This is a genomic window from Paenibacillus sp. LRG-1, assembly GCF_057220305.1.
The window spans coordinates 4,682,471-4,705,178 of the sequence record NZ_CM170126.1 but is presented as its reverse complement, the minus strand read 5'-3'; the positions used below and the strand labels follow the sequence as shown (position 1 = coordinate 4,705,178).

At 48.6% G+C, this 22,708-nt stretch carries 23 protein-coding genes; 15 read left to right on the top strand and 8 right to left on the bottom strand.

Annotated features, from left to right (window positions below; all coding sequences use genetic code 11):
- Window positions 1–170 precede the first annotated feature (170 nt).
- Complete coding sequence (locus ACUUJN_RS20765; protein WP_023990044.1) at window positions 171–347, bottom strand: YjfB family protein; 177 nt, start codon at window positions 345–347, stop codon at window positions 171–173.
- 56 nt (window positions 348–403) lie between these two features.
- Window positions 404–2,383, bottom strand: a complete 1,980-nt coding sequence (locus ACUUJN_RS20760; protein ID WP_023990043.1) for a methyl-accepting chemotaxis protein — start codon at window positions 2,381–2,383, stop codon at window positions 404–406.
- Window positions 2,384–2,547: 164 nt separating this feature from the next.
- Between ACUUJN_RS20760 and ACUUJN_RS20755 the strand changes: the two genes are divergently transcribed.
- On the top strand, window positions 2,548–2,964 hold the full coding sequence (locus tag ACUUJN_RS20755) for a hypothetical protein (protein WP_023990042.1): 417 nt from the start codon (window positions 2,548–2,550) through the stop codon (window positions 2,962–2,964).
- A gap of 222 nt (window positions 2,965–3,186) precedes the next feature.
- Here ACUUJN_RS20755 and ACUUJN_RS20750 read toward each other — a convergent pair whose 3' ends face one another.
- Window positions 3,187–4,314, bottom strand: a complete 1,128-nt coding sequence (locus ACUUJN_RS20750) for an SGNH/GDSL hydrolase family protein (protein WP_023990041.1) — start codon at window positions 4,312–4,314, stop codon at window positions 3,187–3,189.
- A 261-nt stretch (window positions 4,315–4,575) separates the two neighbouring features.
- Window positions 4,576–5,289, bottom strand: a complete 714-nt coding sequence (locus ACUUJN_RS20745) for a GT-D fold domain-containing glycosyltransferase (RefSeq protein ID WP_023990040.1) — start codon at window positions 5,287–5,289, stop codon at window positions 4,576–4,578.
- Window positions 5,290–5,504: 215 nt separating this feature from the next.
- Here ACUUJN_RS20745 and ACUUJN_RS20740 point away from each other — a divergent pair, with 215 nt between their 5' ends.
- The 5 genes from ACUUJN_RS20740 to ACUUJN_RS20720 are packed head-to-tail and all read left to right on the top strand — an operon-like array spanning window position 5,505 to window position 10,546.
- Entirely contained in the window at window positions 5,505–6,212 is a 708-nt protein-coding gene (locus tag ACUUJN_RS20740; RefSeq protein ID WP_484668880.1) for a glycosyltransferase family A protein, read from the top strand.
- Between the two features lie 19 nt (window positions 6,213–6,231).
- Complete coding sequence (locus ACUUJN_RS20735; RefSeq protein ID WP_484668879.1) at window positions 6,232–7,212, top strand: polysaccharide biosynthesis protein; 981 nt, start codon at window positions 6,232–6,234, stop codon at window positions 7,210–7,212.
- A gap of 2 nt (window positions 7,213–7,214) precedes the next feature.
- The gene (locus tag ACUUJN_RS20730; RefSeq protein WP_023990038.1) at window positions 7,215–8,564 is read left to right on the top strand and encodes a nucleotide sugar dehydrogenase; all 1,350 of its coding nucleotides are present in this window, start codon (window positions 7,215–7,217) and stop codon (window positions 8,562–8,564) included.
- On the top strand, window positions 8,557–9,426 hold the full coding sequence (locus tag ACUUJN_RS20725) for a class I SAM-dependent methyltransferase (protein ID WP_023990037.1): 870 nt from the start codon (window positions 8,557–8,559) through the stop codon (window positions 9,424–9,426). Before ACUUJN_RS20730 ends, ACUUJN_RS20725 begins: the two co-directional genes overlap by 8 nt.
- 4 nt (window positions 9,427–9,430) lie before the next feature.
- The gene (locus tag ACUUJN_RS20720; protein WP_076264928.1) at window positions 9,431–10,546 is read left to right on the top strand and encodes a tetratricopeptide repeat-containing glycosyltransferase family 2 protein; all 1,116 of its coding nucleotides are present in this window, start codon (window positions 9,431–9,433) and stop codon (window positions 10,544–10,546) included.
- Here the strand turns inward: ACUUJN_RS20720 and ACUUJN_RS20715 are convergent.
- Window positions 10,538–11,416, bottom strand: coding sequence for a DUF72 domain-containing protein (locus ACUUJN_RS20715; protein WP_341057159.1), 879 nt, complete (start codon window positions 11,414–11,416; stop codon window positions 10,538–10,540). The genes ACUUJN_RS20720 and ACUUJN_RS20715 overlap by 9 nt on opposite strands.
- Before the next feature lie 259 nt (window positions 11,417–11,675).
- On the opposite strand from ACUUJN_RS20715, the gene ACUUJN_RS20710 reads away from it, so the two are divergent.
- The 5 genes from ACUUJN_RS20710 (at window position 11,676) to ACUUJN_RS20690 (ending at window position 15,960) form a co-directional block, all read left to right on the top strand.
- Window positions 11,676–12,461 carry a class I SAM-dependent methyltransferase gene (locus tag ACUUJN_RS20710; RefSeq protein ID WP_028541526.1) on the top strand — a complete coding sequence of 262 codons (786 nt, stop codon included), beginning with the start codon at window positions 11,676–11,678 and terminating at the stop codon, window positions 12,459–12,461.
- Between the two features lie 23 nt (window positions 12,462–12,484).
- On the top strand, window positions 12,485–13,495 hold the full coding sequence (locus tag ACUUJN_RS20705; protein ID WP_484668878.1) for an MBL fold metallo-hydrolase: 1,011 nt from the start codon (window positions 12,485–12,487) through the stop codon (window positions 13,493–13,495).
- Window positions 13,496–13,570: 75 nt separating this feature from the next.
- On the top strand, window positions 13,571–14,206 hold the full coding sequence (locus tag ACUUJN_RS20700; protein ID WP_023990032.1) for an NAD(P)-dependent oxidoreductase: 636 nt from the start codon (window positions 13,571–13,573) through the stop codon (window positions 14,204–14,206).
- 218 nt (window positions 14,207–14,424) lie between these two features.
- A complete protein-coding gene (locus ACUUJN_RS20695) occupies window positions 14,425–15,063 on the top strand; it encodes a TetR/AcrR family transcriptional regulator (protein WP_023990031.1) in 639 nt (212 codons plus the stop codon).
- A gap of 105 nt (window positions 15,064–15,168) precedes the next feature.
- A complete protein-coding gene (locus ACUUJN_RS20690) occupies window positions 15,169–15,960 on the top strand; it encodes an SDR family NAD(P)-dependent oxidoreductase (protein ID WP_023990030.1) in 792 nt (263 codons plus the stop codon).
- Window positions 15,961–16,087: 127 nt separating this feature from the next.
- Here the strand turns inward: ACUUJN_RS20690 and ACUUJN_RS20685 are convergent, their stop codons facing one another.
- Window positions 16,088–16,540 carry a GNAT family N-acetyltransferase gene (locus ACUUJN_RS20685; RefSeq protein ID WP_484668877.1) on the bottom strand — a complete coding sequence of 151 codons (453 nt, stop codon included), beginning with the start codon at window positions 16,538–16,540 and terminating at the stop codon, window positions 16,088–16,090.
- 57 nt (window positions 16,541–16,597) lie between these two features.
- Complete coding sequence (locus ACUUJN_RS20680) at window positions 16,598–17,155, bottom strand: phosphatidylglycerophosphatase A family protein (protein ID WP_023990028.1); 558 nt, start codon at window positions 17,153–17,155, stop codon at window positions 16,598–16,600.
- 152 nt (window positions 17,156–17,307) lie between these two features.
- Here ACUUJN_RS20680 and ACUUJN_RS20675 point away from each other — a divergent pair, with 152 nt between their 5' ends.
- The 3 genes from ACUUJN_RS20675 (at window position 17,308) to ACUUJN_RS20665 (ending at window position 19,852) form a co-directional block, all read left to right on the top strand.
- Window positions 17,308–18,366, top strand: a complete 1,059-nt coding sequence (locus tag ACUUJN_RS20675) for a GerMN domain-containing protein (protein WP_484668876.1) — start codon at window positions 17,308–17,310, stop codon at window positions 18,364–18,366.
- A 92-nt stretch (window positions 18,367–18,458) separates the two neighbouring features.
- Window positions 18,459–19,220 (top strand): ribonuclease PH, encoded by a 762-nt coding sequence (rph, locus tag ACUUJN_RS20670; protein ID WP_013311675.1) that lies wholly within the window; start codon window positions 18,459–18,461, stop codon window positions 19,218–19,220.
- Window positions 19,220–19,852 (top strand): XTP/dITP diphosphatase, encoded by a 633-nt coding sequence (locus tag ACUUJN_RS20665; protein WP_013311674.1) that lies wholly within the window; start codon window positions 19,220–19,222, stop codon window positions 19,850–19,852. Before rph ends, ACUUJN_RS20665 begins: the two co-directional genes overlap by 1 nt.
- A 170-nt stretch (window positions 19,853–20,022) precedes the next feature.
- Here the strand turns inward: ACUUJN_RS20665 and asnB are convergent, their stop codons facing one another.
- Window positions 20,023–21,867 (bottom strand): asparagine synthase (glutamine-hydrolyzing), encoded by a 1,845-nt coding sequence (asnB, locus tag ACUUJN_RS20660; RefSeq protein WP_028541532.1) that lies wholly within the window; start codon window positions 21,865–21,867, stop codon window positions 20,023–20,025.
- 163 nt (window positions 21,868–22,030) lie between these two features.
- Here asnB and ACUUJN_RS20655 point away from each other — a divergent pair, with 163 nt between their 5' ends.
- Window positions 22,031–22,390, top strand: a complete 360-nt coding sequence (locus ACUUJN_RS20655; RefSeq protein ID WP_013311672.1) for a hypothetical protein — start codon at window positions 22,031–22,033, stop codon at window positions 22,388–22,390.
- Window positions 22,391–22,708 lie beyond the last annotated feature (318 nt).

Sequence of the window (22,708 nt, the reverse complement as noted above, 5' to 3'; positions counted from 1 at the left end):
TCAATGTAAATCGTGTGAATGTTGCGCTATCCTCCGAACCGAGGTCGTGGACGATATTTCTAGTTTACTACGTTTTGTGCTGAACGAAAAATAGGGAGATAAAAAAACGATTCTACCCGGGTCTGTCCAGACCTGAGCAGAATCGCCCTTAACCAAGCATATGGATGTACTTATGCGCGAATGTCCAGTTGACCGCCAAGATGAGGCTGTACGCTTTTTTCCATCATCTGCACTAAAGCCTGTCCTTGTTCACTGGCCTGATCCTTAGCCATACTTAATACCTTCACACTTACGGCTTGAGCTAAGCTGGCCTGACTCATACCTGTTGATAATGCTGCGATATCCATGTTCCAACCCTCCCTCATTGTGAAGACTCTTTCTCTGTATTTATCGGTTGGAACGGTTATTTTGTTTCATCTAATTGGAATTGTGTCAGTAAATCTTGAAGCTGCTCCGCCAGACGGGTCAAATCTGCGGCAGACGAACCGATCTCTTCCATGGAGGCGAGCTGCTCCTCTGCGGCTGCGGACACGGTCTCCGTATGGGATGCCGCTTCTTCAGCGATGCGTGTAATTTCCTCCATGCTGCTGACGACTGAACTCGTTCCATCTGCGACTCCAGCGGTAGAAGCTGCGACGTTATCGAGCTGCTTCGCTGATTTGGCTACCGCTCTACGGATGCGAGAGAAGGAGCGACCGGATAGGTCAATGGAATTAATACCATCACTTACGCGTTCCTTGGCGGATTCCATAGCGATCAGGGCTTCAGATACACCGCTCTGTATCCCTTGAATCTGTTCACGAATTTGTTGTGCGGAATAAGCTGAGTTTTCAGCCAGCTTGCGGACCTCTGTCGCCACGACAGCAAAACCTTTGCCATGCTCCCCTGCGCGTGCTGCCTCAATAGAAGCGTTCAATGCGAGCAGATTAGTCTGGCTGGCGATTTCCGTAATGACGGTGACAATCGTTCCGATTCGTCCAGAGCGGTCACTCAAAGCACTGATGATGGTATCCAGTTCTTCCACGGTAGTGCGAATGCCATCAATGGAAACGACGCTGTTGCCGATATGCTCGCTGCCTGCATCCGACGCCTGAATGGCCTGTGCGGAGTAAGTGGTCATTTCAGCCATGGTTTCAGTCATAGCGGTAATGTCTGTTGCCATGCCGCTAATCCGTTCCTGATTATCTTTAGCGCTGCCCACTTGGCGTTCGCTGCCTGCAGCCACATCTTGAATGGCTATGGTCACATGCTCGATAGCCCGGGTCGTTTGTTCTGCACCTGCTGCAAGCTCTTGCGAGGATGCCGACAAATTGCCTGTCATCGCTTGAATTTCTTTAATCATGTTACGCAGGTTATCTACCATTTGTTGAAAATATCTTGATAATTCACCAATTTCATCTGTGCTGGTCGTAGCCACGTTTATCGAAAGATTACCTTGGCTGATGGCATCCATAGAATTACGTAATCTTTGGATGGGCTTAAGTATACTGCTGATTAGCCACATTGCGAGCACACCAATGATGATGGCTGCAATCACCAACACGATGATCGTCGTGATAAGAATCGGTTGGGCGGAGGCACTGGTTTCTGCTTTGTCCATCGTTCCAGCAATTCTCCAGCCTGTCAGCGTATTGGTTTTGAAAATCAGGTGTTTATCTACGCCATTAATATCGTAACTAAAGCTACCTTCTTTGGAGGCAAATAATTCAGGTATCGTTTCCCCCATTTTGGTACTTCCGCTGACTTCTGTCGGGTGGGTAACGATACGTTTGGTACCATCTAATATCATAATATAGCCATTTTGTCCGATTTTTAAATTTGTGATTTCTTTTAAATTATTTAGGTTCAGCGAAAGACCGAGAACACCACTGTTGTCAGGAAGTGTACGTGAAATATATACAACGGGGACCTTAGCCGTATTGAGTCCGACAGGGCTGATTACGGTTTGTCCGGGTTTCTCCATGGCCTGTTTGTACCACGGACGTTCACGAGGGTCGTTTGTGGAGCCTACGGCTTTGCCAATAATGAGTTTTCCTTCGGGAGTTCCTACAAACATATCAACAGCTTCCGCATGCATTTTTAAATACACTTGTAACCTTTTCAGGATGTCTTCATCTGCTTCGGCACTGTTATCACTAGCCGTCATCGTCGTAGAGTAATATTCGAGATCAGCGATTTTGGCTTGAATCGTTTGAGTAACTGCACGATCGGATGCGGTAACGCTAGTTGTCGCACTATCGAGTAATTGGCGGTCCGTCTGTTTATATGCTGCTTGATAAGAAAAAGAACTTACAATAATGCTTGGAACAAGCATGACCAGTAGAAATGCTGCTGTCAATTTCTTGCGTAGTGTTAATGTTTTGAGTCGTCTCAGTTGTTTCATCAAACCCCTGCTTTCTATCTACATATTCATTTCTAATATTTATATCATATGTATTTACTATCGGTTATTTTGAGCTGAATTGATAGATTTATTACTAATTTGTCCAATACGCTAAAGAATTTCTTGCATAGCATGGAGTATCTTGCAATTTGGAGGGATAAGGTATGGGTTTTTTTCTGGATATGAGAAGCTCCACCAATTCATCAAAAACAGGTGAGGGTCCCGATATACAGCTGGGTCCTATACCGGAGCGGTTCGGTTTGATCACCCTGCGGACCTTTCTTGTGCCGGGTCCGATTGTAACTTTTAGTGGTTCCATTGGCCTAATCGGTGAGCTTGGGGATACGTATGCGGTTGAAATCGTGCGTGGAGCCGACTATGATCCGAGTGAGGTAGTCTACCGCGCCGAGGGGGTACTGGGCGTGACTGGGGCTAATGAAACGCAAGCTTTTAATGCACAGGATCTATCTGCTCCCTGGGCAATACAAACAGTATATTCTTCTTATATTTCTGGTGTATCGACCACTGTTCGTAATGGTCCAGAGGTATTCACGGGCATTGCTTCGACTCCGTTTTTGTAAATATATCAGGTAATTATTTCTATAGTAAATGCTCGCTGCCTGTTCGTGGTTCTCCTAGGATAGTCCGCTGCGCCCAAGCTTAACTAGCCACGAGCATAGACAGACATCTGCTGCAGACTCGTGGCTATAATTCTCAACAACAACACCCAGAGCACAAATGACCTAGTTGTTGTAATTTCCTTTATGAGCGTGTTCTACAGAGTTGATTGTGCTTCTCGGATTCTATTTCTTTAGAATCTCTCGCAAATACACTGTCAACTCATCTGCTGCTTTGGCATGGGCGGAGAGTCCGGGATGGCTGCGAGATCCTATCGTTTCTTCCGTCGTGTTAGGCAGTTGGAATACAGACACATTCCGATCCCTCGTTTTTTTCTTGTACGCGTCTACCGCTCGGTAGATTGAGGGCATCATCGGAGTACCCAGCATCCCATAGGCCCACACAATATGGGCAGCAGGATTGCAGGTCCGAAGCTTGACAAGAAAACGTTCGATAGCGCTTTCAAAAGATTGTAAATCTTCTTCATTGAATGTGCCGTCCTCGTTCAAGCGTTGCTTGTACACTTTCCCGCTTGCTGGGTCCGTCCATGCCGGAGAATAAAAGGCTCCCCCGTCATTAGTCCCCAAATTCACTACGACCACGTCCGGCTGCCATGAGGTAAAATCATAATCTGAAAATGCCCCTAATGCTTCATTTCTCTCACCGGTCAGCACACCACATATCTGCTCATAATATGCCGGTATGTTCGCATGCGGATTATTATCCCAGCTTGTTAGGACACCCCATCCGCTTTGTGATAGCACTCGGTAGTCCGCATTTAGTGCTTCGGCTGTTATGGCTGTATAATTGCGTAATGCTGTGAACAGCATGGGAACCCAGTCTGTCTCCTCCTTCGCTCCAATCGTTCCTTCTCCCGAGGTAATGCTGTCACCGATAAATTCCACCTTGAGGGGCTTATCAGTGACTGGCAGCAATTCCCCATCAACCTTCAGGGCATGAATTTGCAACAAGCAGCGCGAGTCCGAACTCATAGGCTGGACATCCTTGACCACACGGACATTTTTGACCGTGTCAGGGTTCAACCCTCTCAAAAGACAGATCCAATGCCGTCCTGCGGTCACCATCAGGCGACTCATCGGAACCCCATTGATGACAATATTGATCCAGGGTTCATACACCTGGTAATCGGCCTCAATTTCAATCCACAGCTCTGAGCCTTTGATATTCAATTCAATGCCACTGCCTGTCCAAAACAGAGTAAGAGGTTTACGTGTTTGCGTAGTTCGACCATGAACCTTTACATGCTTTGCTTTTGTAAGTGGGTATGTCCTCAATCTCTTGTTATGTGACATTTCAACATCCTCCTCATGATTTCTAAATGAATGCTAGTTTCTGTAATATTGTAAAAGAAGTGACAGGAAATCTCAAATTCTATTTCTAAGCAAGTAAGTAAGGGTTCAAGGCTTTATATGGATTATTCTTTGCAATCACGGACTTTAGGACAGCATATGATAGTAGAAAGCACCAGCAAACTGAAATTTGCTAGTGCTTTTTTGATATACGGAGCAAAGATTACTTGTTAAGTGTATTTTTTCACAAGTTATCTTTATTCATTAATTAGCTTTGCCGAACATGACGATATTAATCGCCTTGCCGAAGTCTATACCTACTTTGCCAGTTAGCTCTGCTGTTTTTTGTGCTAACACGACTGCATTGACACCACAAGAGAATAGCGCAATATCAAAGTCATCTTTGTGTGCTGCGATCCATTGGAGTGTTTCAGGCATTTGTTCATATTGATGAAATGCAAGCGTGTGCGCGATATTCAGCCTGTACGGATCGGCCTCAAGAACAGGCTTTACTTCAGCGGCCGTCCGGGTGACCAGCAGAATGCGTCGATTTTTCAGCATGTCCCAGAAAGCGGGTGTCTCAGCCAAATACCGATTCAGGCAGGCGTGGCAGGTCAGCGCGGGGGAAAGAGCATAGTGAGCAAAGACCTGATCGGTCAGCTCCCGCTTCATATAGGATGGTGCTTTAATAGATTCGTCATCATATGGCAAAATGCCAGCAATGCTAGCTTTGCTCACTGCCTCAGCCACCGCGTCCCGTAGTTCCGTATTCGGTAGAAACAGTCCCTTTTGACCGAGATTGGCTTTGACCGCCCAACGTTCCTGTAATACCTTTTCCATCGGCCAGACGGTGTCCTGCGACAACACCAAATTTTCACCATCCCCAATACGAATGAGCGAAAAGGACTGGTGCTGATCGAGTGCCAGCTTCAATCGTTTCAGTACCTCGTCAATCTCCAGATACCTTGGATTCGTCATAACATGTTACCTCCCTGTCGTTCCTGCTTGTTCAACTTTTCAGATGGAGCAAAAAACTTTGTATTCTATCATATGTCGAAAGCGAAAAGGTTTTTGTATGAACGACTATTCTTTTTGGAATCTACCTATTTTTACAAGATTCGTTGCATCTGTACGTGCCGTTTCAGAGGCGTCTTCATAACTTGAGAGAAGACGGTTGAAAGGGAGGAAGATCAATGAATCGCAAGATTGTAATTGAAATTAATTTTAATAACTATGGGATGAATCCCAACCGCCTGGCACGTGAGTGGATCAGCGAGCGACTGGATATATTCAGAACCTTTACGCTGCGTAGTTTACTCAGTCAGACAAATACGGATTTCTTATCTGTCGTCAAGCTGGCGGGCGGATGCAGTGACATTGTGGAAGAGGAACTAGCCCGACATGAGCCCATTCCCGACCACATCCGTTTTGGTACGAGCATCGAAAGTAAACGTCGAATTCATGCGTACATCGAAGGCGCGGACGAACTGCTCATTGCTCGAATAGATTCCGACGATTTATACCACCAGTCATTTGTACAACAGTTACATGATTACAAGTTTCAACCGGAGACGGTTGCGCTGGTGAACCAGATGGGTTACCTGTGGGATGCGGTTGAGGGGCAGATGGCACCGGTGTTTCACCGTTCGCCTTCTTTTTATGTGTTTCGCTATCAAGTGGAGGATTTTCTAAATGATTACCGTGTCGTCATTCCTGGGAAGGGTACGCACGGATATGTAACGGAGCTGCCGCATGAGGTCATTCCACTTCGCAACTATGTGAACGTCATTCATGCCGCAAATACTTCGGTGAAAAAAGTGCCGGCGAAGGATCGGCTATCAGAGATTGAAATGAATGCTGTGCTGGCTGAATTTCTGGGAACAGGCATTGCCAATTCGTAACGGTCAGGAGGAGATTATATTGTTTAAAGGAAAAAAACTGCTAGTGACCGGAGGCACGGGATCTTGGGGGCAACGCCTAACGGCTGAATTGCTGAAGGAGGGACCGACGGAAATCCGGATATTTTCACGCGGTGAATTTGCACAGATTGCCATGCAGCGGCAATTTCAATCTGATCCTCGCCTGAATTTCATGATTGGAGATATTCGCGACCTTCAGGCATTGCAGGAGGCATGTCGCGGAGTGGACTATGTGTTCCATTTGGCGGCATTAAAGCATGTCCCTGTGTGTGAGAGACAGCCAGAGGAGGCTTTCAAGACGAACGTACACGGTACGGAAAACGTGATCCGCGCCAGTATTGAGCAAGGAGTCGCCAAGGTAATTGATGTCTCTACAGACAAGGCGGTAGACCCGGTGAATGTATATGGCATGACGAAGGCGATCGGTGAAAGACTGATGATCCGCGCCAACACTTTAAGTGAGCGTACTCGCTTTGTGTGTATTCGCGGCGGCAACGTGTTGGGGACGAGTGGAAGTGTCGTGCCCCTGTTCAAGCGCCAGATCGCGGAAGGGCAGGAATTAACGCTGACGAGCCCAGATATGACACGCTTCTTCCTCACGCTCGGAGAGGCGATTGGCTTGCTGCTGAAGGCTTCTGTCACGGCAATTGGGGGAGAGACCCTTGTGATGAAAATGAAGGGCTGCAATATTGCAGATCTGGCAGAAGTGATGAAAGAACAGGCGGGACAGCCTGCGTTGAAAGTGAAGGAGATTGGTATACGTGGTGGGGAAAAGCTGCATGAGGTGCTGATTTCGCCCTATGAGGTGCCGCACACGTATCGCTATGATGACCGTTATTTTGTTATTCTTCCCCAGCAAGCAGACGAGCGCTTACTGAGCCAATATGGTGGTTTGGAACGAGTGAGCTTCGATCAATATCGCTCGGACGATGAGTTAATGGATCGCGCTGGAATTGCTGAGCTACTGCGAGGCATGGAGTAACGATGAAAGAGGTGGGTATTTTGCAGCTTATGGAAAAAATAACTAAAGGAACTGTAAAGGTTGCGGTAATCGGCCTCGGTTATGTAGGGCTGCCCATGGCAGTGGAAATGGCACAGGCTGGTTATGATGTATATGGTGTAGATTCCGATCCTGTCAAAGTAGCCAAGCTGCTTCAAGGAAAGTCTTACATCATAGACATTGGCGATGATGCATTGGAAGGTCTGATCGGGCAGCAATTGCATCCAGTTACGGATATCAAGGTGCTGGAGCATGCGGATATCGTCGTGATTTGTGTGCCTACGCCGCTGACAGACGGACATCAGCCGGATACGTCCTATATTGAAACGGCTATTGATCAGGCCATACCTCATTTGCGTAGACAAACACTGTTGATTCTGGAAAGCACCACCTATCCGGGAACGACCGAGGAACTGATTCGGCCGGTGATAGAGCAGCGCAGGGGCTGGACGGTAGGTAAGGATTTCTATGTGTGCTTTTCACCGGAACGTGTTGATCCGGGCAGCATTCATTTTAATATTCGCAACACACCCAAGGTGATCGGCGGTTGCACGCCGGATTGTCTGGCAGCGGGAGTGGGTTTTTATGGCTCCTTTTTGGACCAGATTGTTCCAGTCAGCTCGACAACCGTGGCGGAAGCCGCCAAGCTGTTCGAGAATACGTTCCGCAGCGTCAACATTGGAATGGTCAATGAGCTGACAGCCGCCTGCGAGAAAATTGGCATCAATATATGGGAGGTACTGGATGCAGCGGCAACCAAGCCATTCGGCTATATGCCTTTTTATCCGGGACCTGGCATCGGGGGGCACTGTATCCCGGTTGATCCGCTATACTTGTCATGGAAATCCGAGCAGCATGGTTTTCCACTGGAATTCGTGGACTTGGCAGATCGCATGAATCGGCGTATGCCGCTGTATATTGCGGAGCGAATTGAAGCCATGCTCGCTCATAAAGGTAAAGCCATAAACAAAGCCAAAATCATTCTGGCAGGCGTGGCCTACAAAAAGGACATTGATGATGTTCGGGAATCCCCAGCTCTTGTCCTGTTTGAACATCTAATAAAAATGGGAGCTTCGGTGAGCTTCACCGACCCATATGTATCGAGCTTTAAGCTGAACGGTGAAGCAATCCCATCGCGAACGGCAAATGCTCAGCTATGGGAAAGTGCAGATATCGTAGTCATCACGACAGACCATTCTGTGGTGGATTACCAACAGCTGGTCGACCATGCCCCGCTGGTCTTCGATACACGTAATGCGACCGCACATTGTACAGGTGGACATGTCGTGATCTTGGGGCATCCCGGTGATGGAGGGGGCGCCGCTGTTGGCTAACCGTGATCAGGTAAACGAACGTTATTACGGACAGATCAATTCGGAGGAATCTCATGAAGCCACCCGCAATAGAATTCACTGGATTTGCCGCCATGTACAGGGGCGTACCGTGCTGGATGTTGGGTGCAGTCAGGGCATAACGTCCATTTTGCTTGGGCGAGAAGGCTTTAAGGTAACAGCTATTGATTTGGAAGAGGGCAGCATTTCTTATGCGAAAAAAGAACTTCGTCAGGAATCCGCACCCATCCGGGGAAGAGTCCACTTTCAGTTAAAGGACATTTCACAATTTGAGCGTCCTCCCGGTGGATTTGACACCATTATTTTAGGGGAGATTTTGGAACATTTTGCGCATCCCGACACCCTGCTGGCTCATGCTTACCGCTTGTTGAATAAAAAGGGAACGCTCGTCTTGTCTGTACCTTATGGATACCACCCGTTCCATGATCACAAGCGGACTTACTATGCTGGGAGCCTCTCCCGTGTGTTGTATCCTTATTTTGATGAACAAGCGCTGGAGGTGCATCACAAATATTTGTGCTTTGCAGGCCGCAAGAAGTCGAAAGAACTGCGTGAGGACAAACCAGAGGCAGAGCGTCTGAATGAGTGGATGAAACTGGACGAGGAGCAGTTTCGACTGGTGGAGCAGCAGCATGTTCGCAAAATGAATCAGCGAAAGGCCGCACTCGACAAGGCGGTACAGCGAATCCGGCATATGGAGGAACAACTTTTGCCGATGGAAAGGTATGTACGTGCCGAACAGCTAGACAAGACGCAGGCTGAAAGGAGAGGTGCATATACTGATGGCGAGTCTACCGGAAAAACGACGGCAGATTCAGCTAAAGGTAAAGGGGGGATGACGTGAAGTCATGACTGAGCATCCAATGACCATCAGCTTGTGCATGATCGTAAAGAACGAGGAGCAGACACTTGCACGCTGTCTGGATTCGGTCGCAGACCTGATGGATGAAATCATCATTGTGGACACGGGATCGACGGATCAGACGAAGACGATAGCAGCCCGCTATACGGATCGGCTTTATACGTTTGAATGGAAGGATGATTTTGCAGCCGCCCGTAATGAATCGTTTGATAAGGCGACGTGTTCCTACATCATGTGGCTGGATGCGGACGATGTGCTGCTGGAGCCGGAGCGTGAGCGCCTGCGTGCCTTGAAGCAGCGTTTGTCTATGGATATCGACGCAGTGGTAATGCCACTTCATTTGGCAGAGGGGGAGCAGGGTGAACTGTTGTTCACCTCACGCCGTATCCGTCTCGTGAAGCGTGAGCGACAATATCGCTGGGAGGGACGTCTGCATGAGGATTTGGTGATACCTCAAGGGCAAATCGTTCATTCAGATGTGGCAGTCACACACCGCCGAATGCAAGACCACACGCTCCGTAATCAACGTATTCTCGCCAGGTGGATCAGCGAAAGCGGCAAGCTGGAGGGGCGTCTGCTGTATTTGCATGCCAATGAATGTTTTGACCGTAAAGAATATGCCGAGGCGGCAGAGGCGTTCAATCATCTGTTGGAGGAGCCGAGCGGCTACCGGGAGGAGAGGATTACCGCTTGTGCGCGCTCGGCGGAATGCTATCTTCACCTCGGGAAGCCGGAGCAACAGCTGGATAGTCTGTTACGCTCCTTTCGATACGGTGTACCGCAATCAGACTTGTGCTGCATGATCGGTGACTGGTTTTTCACACGAAACGAATGGAGCACTGCCGCATACTGGTATGAAAAGGCATTGGAGCAACAGCATCACCTTCCGGGTATGCGACCTGTTCCGCTGCCATGCTACTCCTGGTTACCTCATGTGCGGCTCAGCCATTGCTACGCCCATGCAGGTAAGCTGGACGCTTCGTATGAGCATAACCAAACCGCTTTACGCTATTTACCTGACGACCCGCATTTACTGGATAACGAACGCAAGCTCAGGGAGGCTATTTCCAACTCCTCACCCTCAGCCCGTTCCTCAAAATAGTTCAAGCTGTTCCGGCCCGTTATCCTCTTCGGGTGGCTTGCGAGGTGGAAAAGGTTTAGGGTCCATGCCAAGCATGGTCATGAGCTGCTTGGCGTTAGCAGCGGCGTCTCCACCTGAGTTGTTGTTGAAAATAACGCACACCTCACGGCTTTGCTGCTCCAGCTCCAGCAATCTGTCTCTCCATTCGGTCAACTCTTGTTCATTGTACCGATACAGATAACGAACCTCCCGCCAATTAGGCGCGGAGCTTTGATTCCAGCCCGATATGTTCCGTCCGTGGAGACGTACGATTGTCAGATTACCGTCTGTAGCCAACGGCACAATGGGAACTGACCCCAGTCCCGCCTGCGGCTCGTCGCATACGCTGTGTATCCAGCCTTCTTCACGCATGAATGCCAGCGTTTGTTTCCGAAAATCGGGTGTGAACCAGCTTTGATGTCTGAATTCAAGTACGGATGGGACCTCTCCCATCCTTTTTTTCGTGTCTCGCAGTACAGCGACATTCTCACGTGTACAGTCGAACCAGGGTGGGTACTGAAACAGTACGGCTTTAAGCTTGCCCGCTTCGCGTAGAGGCTGTATGGATGCATGCAGTGCTTCGTACATGGCATCTATTGTTTTGAAGTAAGGCTGCTTGCCGCGGGTATGTCCAGTCATGCCTTGATAGGCTTTGACGAGAAATGAAAAAGAGTCAGGGGTTTCCGCCGCCCAGCGTGCCATACGATCTGTGGGCTGCACCGCATAGAAAGAACTATCCATCTCTACTACCGGAAAATGGCTTCCATAGACGCTTAGTTTTTGGTTAGCTTTGGTGCCCGTTGGATACAAGTCATCGTGATCGCCCCAACCCGTAAGTCCAATTTGAATCATAACTTTGCTGCTCCTTTCTCTTATGAATACTTCTAAAGGCGTTCCCATGAATCATTTTAATGATAAAATGGGGTGGATCATGTACTCTTTATTAAAGCTACTGAAGGTATTATGAAATGGATTCAAATAACGATTATTGTAACATGTTTGTTGTTCAGGATTTTGTAAAACCCTTATTCGTAATGCTTTTGAGTTTCCAGTTTGAAAAAGCTAATATAGTATGTAATAGAGCGAAATGAGTTCATGGAGGAGAAACGATATGGCAGAATGGTACGAGCAAAGCTTTGGGGAAGATTATTTATTGGTATACAAGCATCGCGACTTTCAGGGGGCCTATCAGGAAGTGCAAAAAATGATCTCCTGGCTCAAATTACCGCAAGGCTCCAGCGTATTGGATTTATGCTGTGGGATGGGACGTCATTCGCTTGCGCTCGCAGATGCAGGTTATAAGGTGACAGGTGTGGACCTTTCCAATGTGCTGCTGAGAGAGGCTCGTGCAGCTGATTCCGAAGGGCGGGTAAGTTGGCATCAAGGGGATATGAGAGAGGTGCCGCTGGATGAAAGCTATGACGCGGTGATGAATTTGTTCACCTCCTTCGGTTATTTTGAAAAGGATGAGGAGCAGCTTAAAGTACTAAAGGAAATATATCGGTTGTTGAAGCCGGGAGGACGCTTTATCATAGATTATTTGAACCCTGCTTACGTAACCGCTCATTTGGTACCGCATTCGTCACGGGAGGATGAAGGAAATTGGATTGAGGAGCATCGGGTCATTGAAGATGGCTTTGTGAAAAAGCAAATTGCGATTCGGTCAGCCGCATCTGTTACGGCCACTGAGGCAGCCTCTGCTCTGGGTACGACTCCTACTGAGGGAGAACCCGCGCGCGTGTATCATGAACGAGTGAAGCTATATCCGTATGAAAAGTTCCGTGGATTGCTAGAGCAAGCCGGACTATCCGTAGAACAGGTGCACGGAAGCTATAATGAAGATCAATATATCGAAGATGCTTCGCCTCGAATGATTTTTGTCGGCGTGCGGGCTTGAAACAGAAAGGCGGATGGGAAGCCATGAAAATGCCAGAGCTTACACCGTGTGAGCGAATAGACGGAGGCTTTCAGGTCAAAATATCCATGTCCTTTCCGCTGCGCTGGGTGAATAGCTATGTGCTCAAGGGACAGCACAGTTTTACGATTGTAGACCCGGGGCCGCGCAATATGGACACCGAGGCAGAATGGGCGCATGTCTTCCAACAGCTGGGGATGTCCTTTGAGGATATCTCTGACATTGTGGTCACTCATCATCACCCCGATCATTACGGATTGGCGGGCTGGATGCAGCAGCAAAGTCAGGCTCGTGTACATATGTCAGCTCGAAGCCATAAGGAAGCGATGATGATGTGGGACGCTCCAGAATCGACGGTCGCTATGGAGAACAGGCTTCCCAGCTTTTTTGTCCAGCATGGCTTTCCTTTGGAGCAAGTGTCAGCCTTGGAATTACATATACGGCAGGCTTATTTGCAAGTGAATCCACAGCCTGAGATTACCGTTATTCCTACCGGAATGGACGCTCGTCTGGAATGGGGTGGACGCAGTTGGCTGCCCGTCGAGACAGGTGGGCATGCGCCCGGACATGTGTCCTTATATGACCCGAATAGCGGCGTTATCCTCTGCGGTGACGCAGTTTTGCCGCAGATTTCTCCTAATATCAGTCTGCTGCCGGGCAGCGATGCCCAGCCGTTGAGGTCTTATGTAGACGGCTTGCAGCGTCTAGGCGAGCTGGAGGTAGCGTGGGCATATCCGGGGCACCGCAATCCGTTTGGTTATTTTCGGGAGCGGACGCAAGCGTTGCTGGCGCATCATGAAGAACGGCTGGATAAATTCCAGCAGCTGATCCAACCGGAGGGCAGCACAGCCTATGAGCTGTGCATTGCCATGTTTGGTGGCAAGCTGGGTATTCACCAGCTAAGGTTTGCCATGTCCGAGACGCTGGCTCATCTGGTGGAGCTGGTGCGCCGTGAACGGGCCTCTATGAGCGAGACGGACTCAATCACGCGCTTCTATCCCCTTTGCCGTCAATAGTCGCGGAAAACTACCCAACAAGTGACATGACGAAGTAACATGACAAGCGGCATGCATGCCGGAAAAGAGGATTTTATGAATTTGCTGCTGCTGGGAGCTACCGGACGCGTAGGACGGTACATATTAGATTATGCATTAGAGGACGGTCATGTCGTTACTGTCCTTGTTCGTTCACCGGATAAGCTGGAGGATTTCGCACCCGGGTACGGGAATCAGCTGCAAATCGTACAAGGCGATGCCACTAATGCAGAGGACGTAGCACAAGCGCTGAAGGGTGGGGCGACGGCTGTAATCAGTGCGCTGAATACGGATGGAACGACTACCTTATCCGTTAATATAGCCCTGCTGGTCCGGCTCATGCAGGAGCAGTCCATTTCCCGGCTCATTACAGTAGGAACGGCAGGGATTTTGCAAAGCCGGACCGAACCGGACCTGTATCGGTACGAGTCCTCCGAGACCCGGCGACGCAGCACTCGTGCAGCCGAGGAACATCGGCGAGTGTACGAATTGCTGCATGAATCGCCACTAGACTGGACAATCGTATGTCCAACCTATCTGCCGGATGGAGCGCGGACAGGGATTTATCGCGTGGAAAAAGATTTTTTGCCTGAAGGTGGCTCACAAATTACCACCGCGGATACGGCTGATTTTACCTATCGTCAATGCAAGAGTTACGAATTTATCCGTACACGGGTAGGCATTGCCTACTGATCGTGGAACGCCAAACATAGCTTCATTTTTAAGCATTCAACCAGAGCGCGGTAAGTGTACCTACTCATTGCGTTCTTTTTTATTTGACAAACACTCAGGCTTAGAATACTATGGTTCTTAACAGAAACAATGTTTCCTGAGATCTTGTGTAGATCTTTAATTTATTATAGTAGCATCAAGCAACAGTTTTTAATAAGCAAAAGGAAGTGCATTCAATCATGACCGAGCCATCGCATCCCTATAAAACCTATTCGGAAGTGAAGCTACAGCAGCAGCAATTGCTCCGTAAAAATGTCATTGACGCCGCATGTATCCTTCTTGCGGAAGAAGGGCCAGAGGCCGTGACCGTGCGGCGAGTTGCGCAGAAATTAAGCTGTTCCACCAAAATTATTTACAGTATTTTCGGCAGTAAGGATGGTCTTGCCAATGAGATGTACCTGGATGGATGTCGGCTATTGGCTGAATCCTTTCAGCAAGTACCCGTTACCGAAAGCGTACTCGCTGATCTTGAAGCTCTATGCTGGGCGTACTGGGAATTTGCGCAGCTTCATTCAGCCTATTACAAAATGATGTTTGGCGGGGCATTATCTGATTTCAAGCCGGATGAACAGAGCTTGGAGGGTACCACAACGGCCCTGTCTCAAATCCTGCAAACCGTCATACACGCTATGGAGCAGGGAGCATTGAAAGAACATGATCCGCTGCTGGTTGTCCGGATGTTTTGGTCTGCTTTACATGGAGTCATACATCTTCAGTTTGCAGGTCATTTTTCAGATGTAGATATGGCTCAAGGAGTGTATGCATTTACACTGAAGAATGCGCTCGTAGCATTTAAAACATCCTCATCTCCATCGTAAATATGAAGTGTACTGAGGTCGTCATAGTAGATGACTTCAGTTCATTATAGAGTAGTGGTAACGATGTTTCTTAAATAAAACAACAATACTATGGAGGTTGTCATCATGTTTATGTACGCAAATAAAATAGCTCTGATCACAGGGGCTTCATCCGGTATTGGCGAGGCCTTTGCCTATTCGCTCGCAGCTAAGAAATGTAATCTCATTTTGGTAGCACGCAATGAAACCAAATTAAAGACACTGGCTAAAGAACTCTCAGCTAAATATAACGTAAAAGCAACGGTGATTGCGTTGGATCTTTCCACACCAGGAGCACCCCAAGCATTGCATCAGGAGGTTCAAAAGCAACAGCTAAAGGTAGATCTCTTGATTAACAACGCGGGTTTTGCCACCTATGGATACTTTGAGCAGGTTTCAGGAGAACGACAGCATGAGGAAGTGATGCTCAATGTGGCTGCTTTAGTCGACATCACACATGCATTTATGCCTGATTTATTGCGTAAGCGGGATGGTGGATTAATCAATGTTTCTTCCACAGCTGCATTTCAGCCCGATCCTTATATGGCGGTGTATGGAGCAACCAAAGCATTTGTGCTTTCTTTTACTGAAGCGCTATGGGCCGAAAATCGGAAACGGGGGCTTAGAGTTCTGGCCCTTTGTCCAGGCTCAACGGAAACGCCGTTTTTTGATATTGTTGGCGCAAGTGAAGCGTCAATTGGAATTAGGGAAACTCCCCAAACCGTTGTGAAGAACGCGTTGAGAGCATTTGAAAAGGGGCGTAGTCACATCATTTCCGGTCGCCAAAACTATTGGGTAGCTCAGGTGTCCCGGTTCTTCTCTCGTCAATCCACGCTGGGAATTGTAGAACGTGCACTGCGTCCACAAAATGGATTGTAATTTATGAATAAAGGTAATCTGAGCTTGAAATGTTAGAATACCAATGAATAAGCTGTGAGTTTTATGCACCGGGTCTGATCGTTTATAGCTTGACTTGAATCAGACCCGGTGTTCCTATTTGTATAGATCAAGCGTTAGATCCTAGTTCTAGTCCTCGGGAATATAGTATAATTCCATCCCGTTTCTCCCAGCCGTTAGCTGACCAGAAGCGTTGACCCCCTGCGTTATGCTCCATCACAAACAGATGACATTTATCAATGCCTTCTCTCAGCAAAGCAGATAACGCTTTATCCACCAGTCTGGGCGCGATCCCTTGACCACGATGTGCTGTGGCTACACCCAGATGATACAGAAACCCCCTGCGACTATCGTGACCCGCCAAAATCGTGCCTATGATGCTTCCATCATGCTCACAGACAAAGCTAAGTCCTTCGTTCCGTTGTAAAAAGCGTGCAATCCGCTCCGGTGAGTCGGCCTCGCTTAATCCCAATCCGTCTAAGCCATTCCAAAGGTCAATGGCCTGATCATAATCGTCAGCCTGCATCGTACGGAATGTATATCCTTCAGTTACGTTTGCCATGTCTAGTTCTCCTCTAACCCTGTATATATCTGTTGTATTCCAAGCGTTGTTTGTTATTTAACGTGTTGTATTCGGTGCACTTTCTTCCCCAAGCTCCTGCTCGCGCTCTGCCTGTTTGCGATGGGCGATGCGGCTGCTGGCCGAAGCTGCGATAGCGCCCACAATGTCGTCCAGGAACGTATGGATCGGCCCGAGGCTTTTATCGTTCAGGCGTTCCAGCACACCCGGTTTGAGCTTATCGACATAACCGTAATTGGTAAATCCAATGCTGCCGTACACATTTACGATGGAAAAGGCCAGAATTTCATCCACACCGTATAATCCCTCATCATTCTCAATCATGTCCTGCAATGGGGGAAGAAGAGCGCCTTGTTCAGCAAGGATATCCAGTTGGATGCCCGTGAGCACGGCATTTTGAACCTCGCGCTTCATCAGTACCTTGTCCACATTCTCCATACATTCTTCCATCGTTAGGGTCGGGTAATATTTTTTTTGTAAAAGCATGACCAGTTCTGCAATTTCAGTCAGGTTCACACCACGCTTGTGCAGCAACTCGCGGGTGGCATCGGCTACCTTTTTACTATTCAGGCTGTAAGGTGCTTTTTTCTTGTCCATAAAGTTGAAGTTCTCCTCCTCGTATAGATCCTGATTTCTACTGCAATTATGACCAGTGTGTCCAGTCTGCTGAAAAAGTAGTTATTTTTTACGTGAGGCTCGTATACATATTAGTACAATCTGTACAAAATTGTTAGGGAGGAACTTCACTTATGAATATAAAACACCCATGGCGTATGACCTCTGTAGCTGGACTGCTATCCCTACCCCTGTTGTTGTCGGGCTGCAGCCTTTTCGGCAACGAATCGGCATCCATTGACCCCCCGCCGTCCACGACAGAGCAGTCGATGATTAAGGCTGTAACGGGAAAAGCACCTGCCAGTACAGGTCAACTGAGAGCTGTTTTTTTGCAAGATCATAACGGTTTGCTGGCCCCGGTATCTTTACCGATTGCTACAGGTGATGTGCAGGCAGATGCCAAGTCAGCGCTGGAAACATTGGTTGAGGGCGGGCCGTATGCTGGATTATTACCAGAGGGATTTAAAGGTGTAATACCCGAGGGTACAGAAGTGAAAAGTGTGACGGTGGACAAGAACAACAAGCTGGCTGTTGTCGAGTTCAATAAATCTTTCGCGAACTATAAGCCACAGGAAGAACGAAAATTAATGGAGAGTTTGACCTGGACCCTGACCGACCGTCCCGATATTGAGAGCGTACAGATCTGGGTGGATGGCAAAAAACTGAACGAAATGCCTGTTGGCGGCACACCGCTGGATCATCCGTTGACGCGTGCAGTAGGTATTAATTTGGAGATTGGTCATGGCGTAACACCCCTGGATTCCAGTCCAGTCACCGTGTATTTCTCTTCATCTTCTCCTGCTGGAGTTCAATACTACGTACCTGTAACACGGTTGGTCAGCCCTGAAAAAGATCGTGTCCAGTCAGCGCTGCATCAATTGATTCAAGGACCGCAGACCAAGGATGGGTTACAAGAAGTGATGACAGGGGAGACGGCGCTGAAATCGGTAGAACGCTCCAAAGACAACGTAATTACGGTATCTCTTTCAGATGATATGTTTGCTAAAGGAGAAGCTGTGCCTGCTGAATTTTTGGAATCGGTTGTGCTGACAGCGGCAGACAATTCAGATGATGCGGTCAAAACAAAAATTCGGATTGAACTAAATGGTGAAAAAAGCGTAATTGGACAAAATAATCAAAATTATGGAGAGCCTGTAGCCAAGCCGCAACATATTAACGAAATCCCTCTTTAAGGGCGGGAATCGTCCTTGGGGTGCTTTTGCCTGCACACTTTGGTAAAATAAACATATAAGAACAGGTTGCATACGACGTAGGAGGAAAAAGCATGAGTAGATCTAACGGACGAAACGGTGATGAGCTGCGCCCGATGAAATTGACAGCAGGAGTAAATAAATACGCGGAGGGCTCTGTTTTTATAGAGGTTGGCGAGACGAAAGTCATTTGCACGGCTACTGTAGAAGAACGCGTACCACCCTTTATGAAGGGACAAGGAAAAGGCTGGGTAACCGCAGAGTATTCCATGCTTCCGCGTGCGACTCATAGCCGTAATCAGCGTGAAGCAGCGCGTGGCAAGCTGACAGGCCGTACCATGGAAATTCAGCGTCTGATTGGAAGAGCGTTGCGTTCGGTGGTCAATTTGCAGGCGCTTGGTGAACGGACGATTACGTTGGATTGTGACGTCATTCAGGCGGACGGCGGAACACGCACAACCTCAATTACCGGTTCTTTCGTAGCGTTGGCGATTGCGGTCAATAAAATTGCCACCCAGCACAAGCTGCCTGTTTTTCCAATTACCGATTTCCTGGCTTCCGTCAGCGTAGGGGTTGTTGGTGAAAAAGCATTGCTGGATCTGAACTATGAAGAGGATTCCAAGGCCAAAGTGGACATGAATCTTGTCATGACTGGCAGCGGAAAATATGTTGAGCTGCAAGGTACAGGTGAAGAAAGCCCATTTGACCGTAACGAATTGGATCAACTGCTTAGCTTGGGCGAACAAGGGATTCTGCAAATGATTGAGCGCCAAAAAGAAGTGCTTGGACCGATTGCTGATAAGATCGGTGCTGGACGTACAGGAGCTGGCGCCTAATGCGGCTGGATGGCCCGGTCGTCATTGTCGCTACGAAAAATAAAGGAAAGGTGCGGGAATTTGCCCATGCTTTTGCGCCGTTTGGCAAGGAAGTCAGAAGCATGTACGATTATCCCGACATTCCTGATGTCGTTGAAGATGGCAAAACCTTTGCCGAAAATGCACTGAAAAAAGCCAAAGCGGTTGGAGATGTGCTCGGATTGCCCGTACTGGCCGATGATTCCGGCCTCTGTGTGGACTTGCTGGACGGTGCACCGGGGGTATACTCTGCCCGTTATGCTGGAGAAGGTGCCAGCGATCACGAAAACAATATTAAGCTGCTCGACGTTCTGGAATCGAAGCAGCTGGGTGATGATACGGGACAGCCTTTGCTAAGCCCGGCTCAATTCGTCTGTACCTTGATTCTGTATAATCCGCAGACTGGCGAGACGTTGGAATCGACAGGCTCCGTGGAGGGCTGGATTACTACTGAAACCGCCGGTAGCGGCGGGTTTGGGTATGATCCGCTGTTTTATTTGCCAGAGTTTGAAAAGACAATGGCCGAGCTGACGTTGGAACAAAAGCAGGCTATCAGTCACCGAGGAATAGCTCTGCGTGATTTGGCAACAAAGCTGGGTAATCCACAGGCATAGCTTGGTAACAGGGGCGAAATCATCCCCCCATTCACATAACGAAAAAAAAGGCTATCCGTCAGTCATGAGCTGCGGATAGCCTTTTTGGTACTTTCTGTTCCCCATATAGTACACAGCGAAAAATTGCCGCTGCCGCTTAGAAGCTCTATTGCTCCAGCATTCAGTGTAGCTTATCGAATAGCTACCTTGTAAGTGCGCAACCAGTTATCCACTTGAGCCAAGTAGGCAAACAACTGGGGACCCGACATCAGCTGACCAAACCAAGGCAGATTGGTGGATGCCTCCGGTGAGGCGGCAATATCGCGTACCTTTTGCGCATCGATCAGCTTGAGCAGTGGGGAAGAGGAATCATCCAGCAGCTGCAACGCCTGCTTTTTCACAGCCTCAAGATAGGAAGGGTTATGCGTTTTGGGATATGGGCTTTTTTTGCGATACAGCACATCATCCGGCAATACGCCCTCCAGCGCCTTGCGCAAAATACCTTTTTCACGTCCGCCTGTCATCTTGATACTCCACGGAATGTTCCATACATATTGTACCAATCGATGATCGCAATACGGCACCCGCACTTCGAGTCCGGCTCCCATACTCATCCGATCCTTGCGATCCAGTAGAGTAGGCATAAAGCGGGTGATGTTCAAATAGGACATGACGCGCATTTGCGCAGCTTTTCCTGTTTCCCCCGGTAGCTTCGGCACTTCTCCTACCGCGTCTGAGTAGCGATCGTTCAAATACTCCAGCGGCTTGATCCAGTCCCGTACCTCGGGAGACAACAGACTGGCTCTCATATCGGGTGCAACTGCCCACGGGAATGTACCCGAATTCAGCATATCTTCCCGGTGGAACCAAGGATATCCGCCAAAAACTTCATCCGCAGCCTCGCCGGAAATAGCGACCGTGGCTCCTTTTTTAATCTCCCGGCAAAAGAGATACAGCGACGAATCCACGTCCGCCATGCCGGGTAAATCCCGCGTTAGTGTGGAGTTGTTCAGAGCTGCTACGACTTCTGGCGTATCGAATTCAATCCAGTGATGATTTGTCCCTAATTCATCCACCATCCGCTGAATCCAGGGGGCATCGGCTCCGGGTTGAAACGCATGGGCTTTAAAATGCTTGTCGTTATCCACATAATCGACCGAATACGTATGAACTTGTCCTTGCCCGGTACGGTTGTAATAATCGACAGCTAATGCGGATAGAGCGCTTGAATCCAGCCCGCCAGACAATAAGGTGCACACTGGAACATCCGAAATGAGCTGCCGCTCCACCGTATCCAGCAACAGTTCTCGTACCTTGAGTGCCGTTTCTTCGGTGTTATCCTCATGCGCAATGCTTTCCAACTTCCAGTAGGCTTGAATGCGCACGCCGTCGCGGGTGTAGGTTAGCGTATGCCCGGGACGTAGCTCCTTCATGGACGAATAGACGCCGTGTCCGGGGGTACGTGCAGGCCCAATGATAAAAATTTCGGCCAATCCCTCGGCGTCCACTGCTGCTTCTACTGCTGGATGCTGAAGCAGTGCTTTGGGTTCTGAGCCAAATACGAATACTTCTTCGGTTTGGCTATAAAATAGCGGCTTCACTCCCAGCCGATCCCGTGCCAGAAATACCTGCTCCCGCTCGCTATCCCAGACCGCAAACGCAAAAATGCCGTTTAACCGATCCACACATTCAGGGCCCCATTCGATATAGGATTCGAGCAGCACCTCCGTGTCGCATTGTGTACGGAAAAAATGCCCACGCTGTTGCAGCTCTTTTTTCAGCTCAGGCGCGTTATATATTTCCCCGTTATATACAATCGTATAAGTGATATCCTCCAGCTGCCGGATCATGGGCTGAGCGCCATTTTCCGGGTCCATTACGCTCAGTCTTCGGTGTCCGAAGGCACACGGGTTGGATATCCAGGTACCCGCAGCATCCGGTCCGCGATCGGAGAGCGTTTGTGTCATATTCAGCAGCAGCTCAGATTGATGCATTAAGTCTCCGTTCCACTGTATGAAACCTGTAATTCCGCACATGTCTGTTCATCCTCTCTTTGTCGTGTTCATCCAGTGTTGGAATGAATCAAAAACTAAATCCCCAGTTCATCAGTATATATGCCGAAAAGAAGCATAAAATGTCTGTCCGTTCCGAAAACTACAGATGGGGAAACCCGTCTACTCGCAAGGAAGGAGGGAGACCATGTACTACATCAAGGATGCCAAAATACGCCGCTTCACTGAACTTGACGGAGTGCGCTGTGCTGAGGTAGAGGTGCGGCCCGGTGCCGCAGATGACCCGGAATTGCTGGTCTATATCACGGCCAAGGATCAGACGGATGGTCAGCATGACTATGACATGGTACGGATCATCCGCAATGACGCCGATCTGGAGCTGGATTGGTACGACAATAATCTGCATTCGGCATTTGAGGAAGTGACAGACAAGGCTTTTACCGACTCTACACACATTACTGCTGGTGAGGAGCGAGAGAAGTTTAAAAAAGAATTGCTCTCCTATGGGCAGCTCAGCACAGAGTTCGCCAAGGAGTTCGGGGCATGAGGATATGGTGTGCTATGCCTCGGCTTTTGTTGATTTGGGCCCCGGCGCCATCGCCGGATCAGCGTGAAAGGAGGGGGAAATCATAGACGGCAAAGCGAAGTATAAGAAAAACAAAGGCAGCAGTTATATTCATAACAATGAGTTCGCGGAAGAAGTATTGGAGAAAAACGTAAGACATGAAGTACGGAAAAGTCCTAAACGCTTTGGGAATAAATAAGCAGCCATTGAACTAAATAGCAACAGCAACTCATCAAAAATGACCCTAAAGAAGCCTCCGTATCCCGCCAAATTTGCGGTATGCAGGAGGCTTCTTTTTGA

What these genes read in the sequence shown, in the direction of transcription:
- ACUUJN_RS20765 (WP_023990044.1), bottom strand. Translation starts at nt 347, where the DNA reads ATGGATATCGCAGCATTATCAACAGGTATGAGTCAGGCCAGCTTAGCT.
- ACUUJN_RS20760 (WP_023990043.1), bottom strand. Translation starts at nt 2,383, where the DNA reads ATGAAACAACTGAGACGACTCAAAACATTAACACTACGCAAGAAATTG.
- ACUUJN_RS20755 (WP_023990042.1), top strand. Translation starts at nt 2,548, where the DNA reads ATGGGTTTTTTTCTGGATATGAGAAGCTCCACCAATTCATCAAAAACA.
- ACUUJN_RS20750 (WP_023990041.1), bottom strand. Translation starts at nt 4,314, where the DNA reads ATGTCACATAACAAGAGATTGAGGACATACCCACTTACAAAAGCAAAG.
- ACUUJN_RS20745 (WP_023990040.1), bottom strand. Translation starts at nt 5,289, where the DNA reads ATGACGAATCCAAGGTATCTGGAGATTGACGAGGTACTGAAACGATTG.
- ACUUJN_RS20740 (WP_484668880.1), top strand. Translation starts at nt 5,505, where the DNA reads ATGAATCGCAAGATTGTAATTGAAATTAATTTTAATAACTATGGGATG.
- ACUUJN_RS20730 (WP_023990038.1), top strand. Translation starts at nt 7,215, where the DNA reads ATGAAAGAGGTGGGTATTTTGCAGCTTATGGAAAAAATAACTAAAGGA.
- ACUUJN_RS20720 (WP_076264928.1), top strand. Translation starts at nt 9,431, where the DNA reads ATGACTGAGCATCCAATGACCATCAGCTTGTGCATGATCGTAAAGAAC.
- ACUUJN_RS20715 (WP_341057159.1), bottom strand. Translation starts at nt 11,416, where the DNA reads ATGATTCAAATTGGACTTACGGGTTGGGGCGATCACGATGACTTGTAT.
- ACUUJN_RS20710 (WP_028541526.1), top strand. Translation starts at nt 11,676, where the DNA reads ATGGCAGAATGGTACGAGCAAAGCTTTGGGGAAGATTATTTATTGGTA.
- ACUUJN_RS20705 (WP_484668878.1), top strand. Translation starts at nt 12,485, where the DNA reads ATGAAAATGCCAGAGCTTACACCGTGTGAGCGAATAGACGGAGGCTTT.
- ACUUJN_RS20700 (WP_023990032.1), top strand. Translation starts at nt 13,571, where the DNA reads ATGAATTTGCTGCTGCTGGGAGCTACCGGACGCGTAGGACGGTACATA.
- ACUUJN_RS20695 (WP_023990031.1), top strand. Translation starts at nt 14,425, where the DNA reads ATGACCGAGCCATCGCATCCCTATAAAACCTATTCGGAAGTGAAGCTA.
- ACUUJN_RS20690 (WP_023990030.1), top strand. Translation starts at nt 15,169, where the DNA reads ATGTTTATGTACGCAAATAAAATAGCTCTGATCACAGGGGCTTCATCC.
- ACUUJN_RS20685 (WP_484668877.1), bottom strand. Translation starts at nt 16,540, where the DNA reads ATGGCAAACGTAACTGAAGGATATACATTCCGTACGATGCAGGCTGAC.
- ACUUJN_RS20680 (WP_023990028.1), bottom strand. Translation starts at nt 17,155, where the DNA reads ATGGACAAGAAAAAAGCACCTTACAGCCTGAATAGTAAAAAGGTAGCC.
- ACUUJN_RS20675 (WP_484668876.1), top strand. Translation starts at nt 17,308, where the DNA reads ATGAATATAAAACACCCATGGCGTATGACCTCTGTAGCTGGACTGCTA.
- rph (WP_013311675.1), top strand. Translation starts at nt 18,459, where the DNA reads ATGAGTAGATCTAACGGACGAAACGGTGATGAGCTGCGCCCGATGAAA.
- ACUUJN_RS20665 (WP_013311674.1), top strand. Translation starts at nt 19,220, where the DNA reads ATGCGGCTGGATGGCCCGGTCGTCATTGTCGCTACGAAAAATAAAGGA.
- asnB (WP_028541532.1), bottom strand. Translation starts at nt 21,867, where the DNA reads ATGTGCGGAATTACAGGTTTCATACAGTGGAACGGAGACTTAATGCAT.
- ACUUJN_RS20655 (WP_013311672.1), top strand. Translation starts at nt 22,031, where the DNA reads ATGTACTACATCAAGGATGCCAAAATACGCCGCTTCACTGAACTTGAC.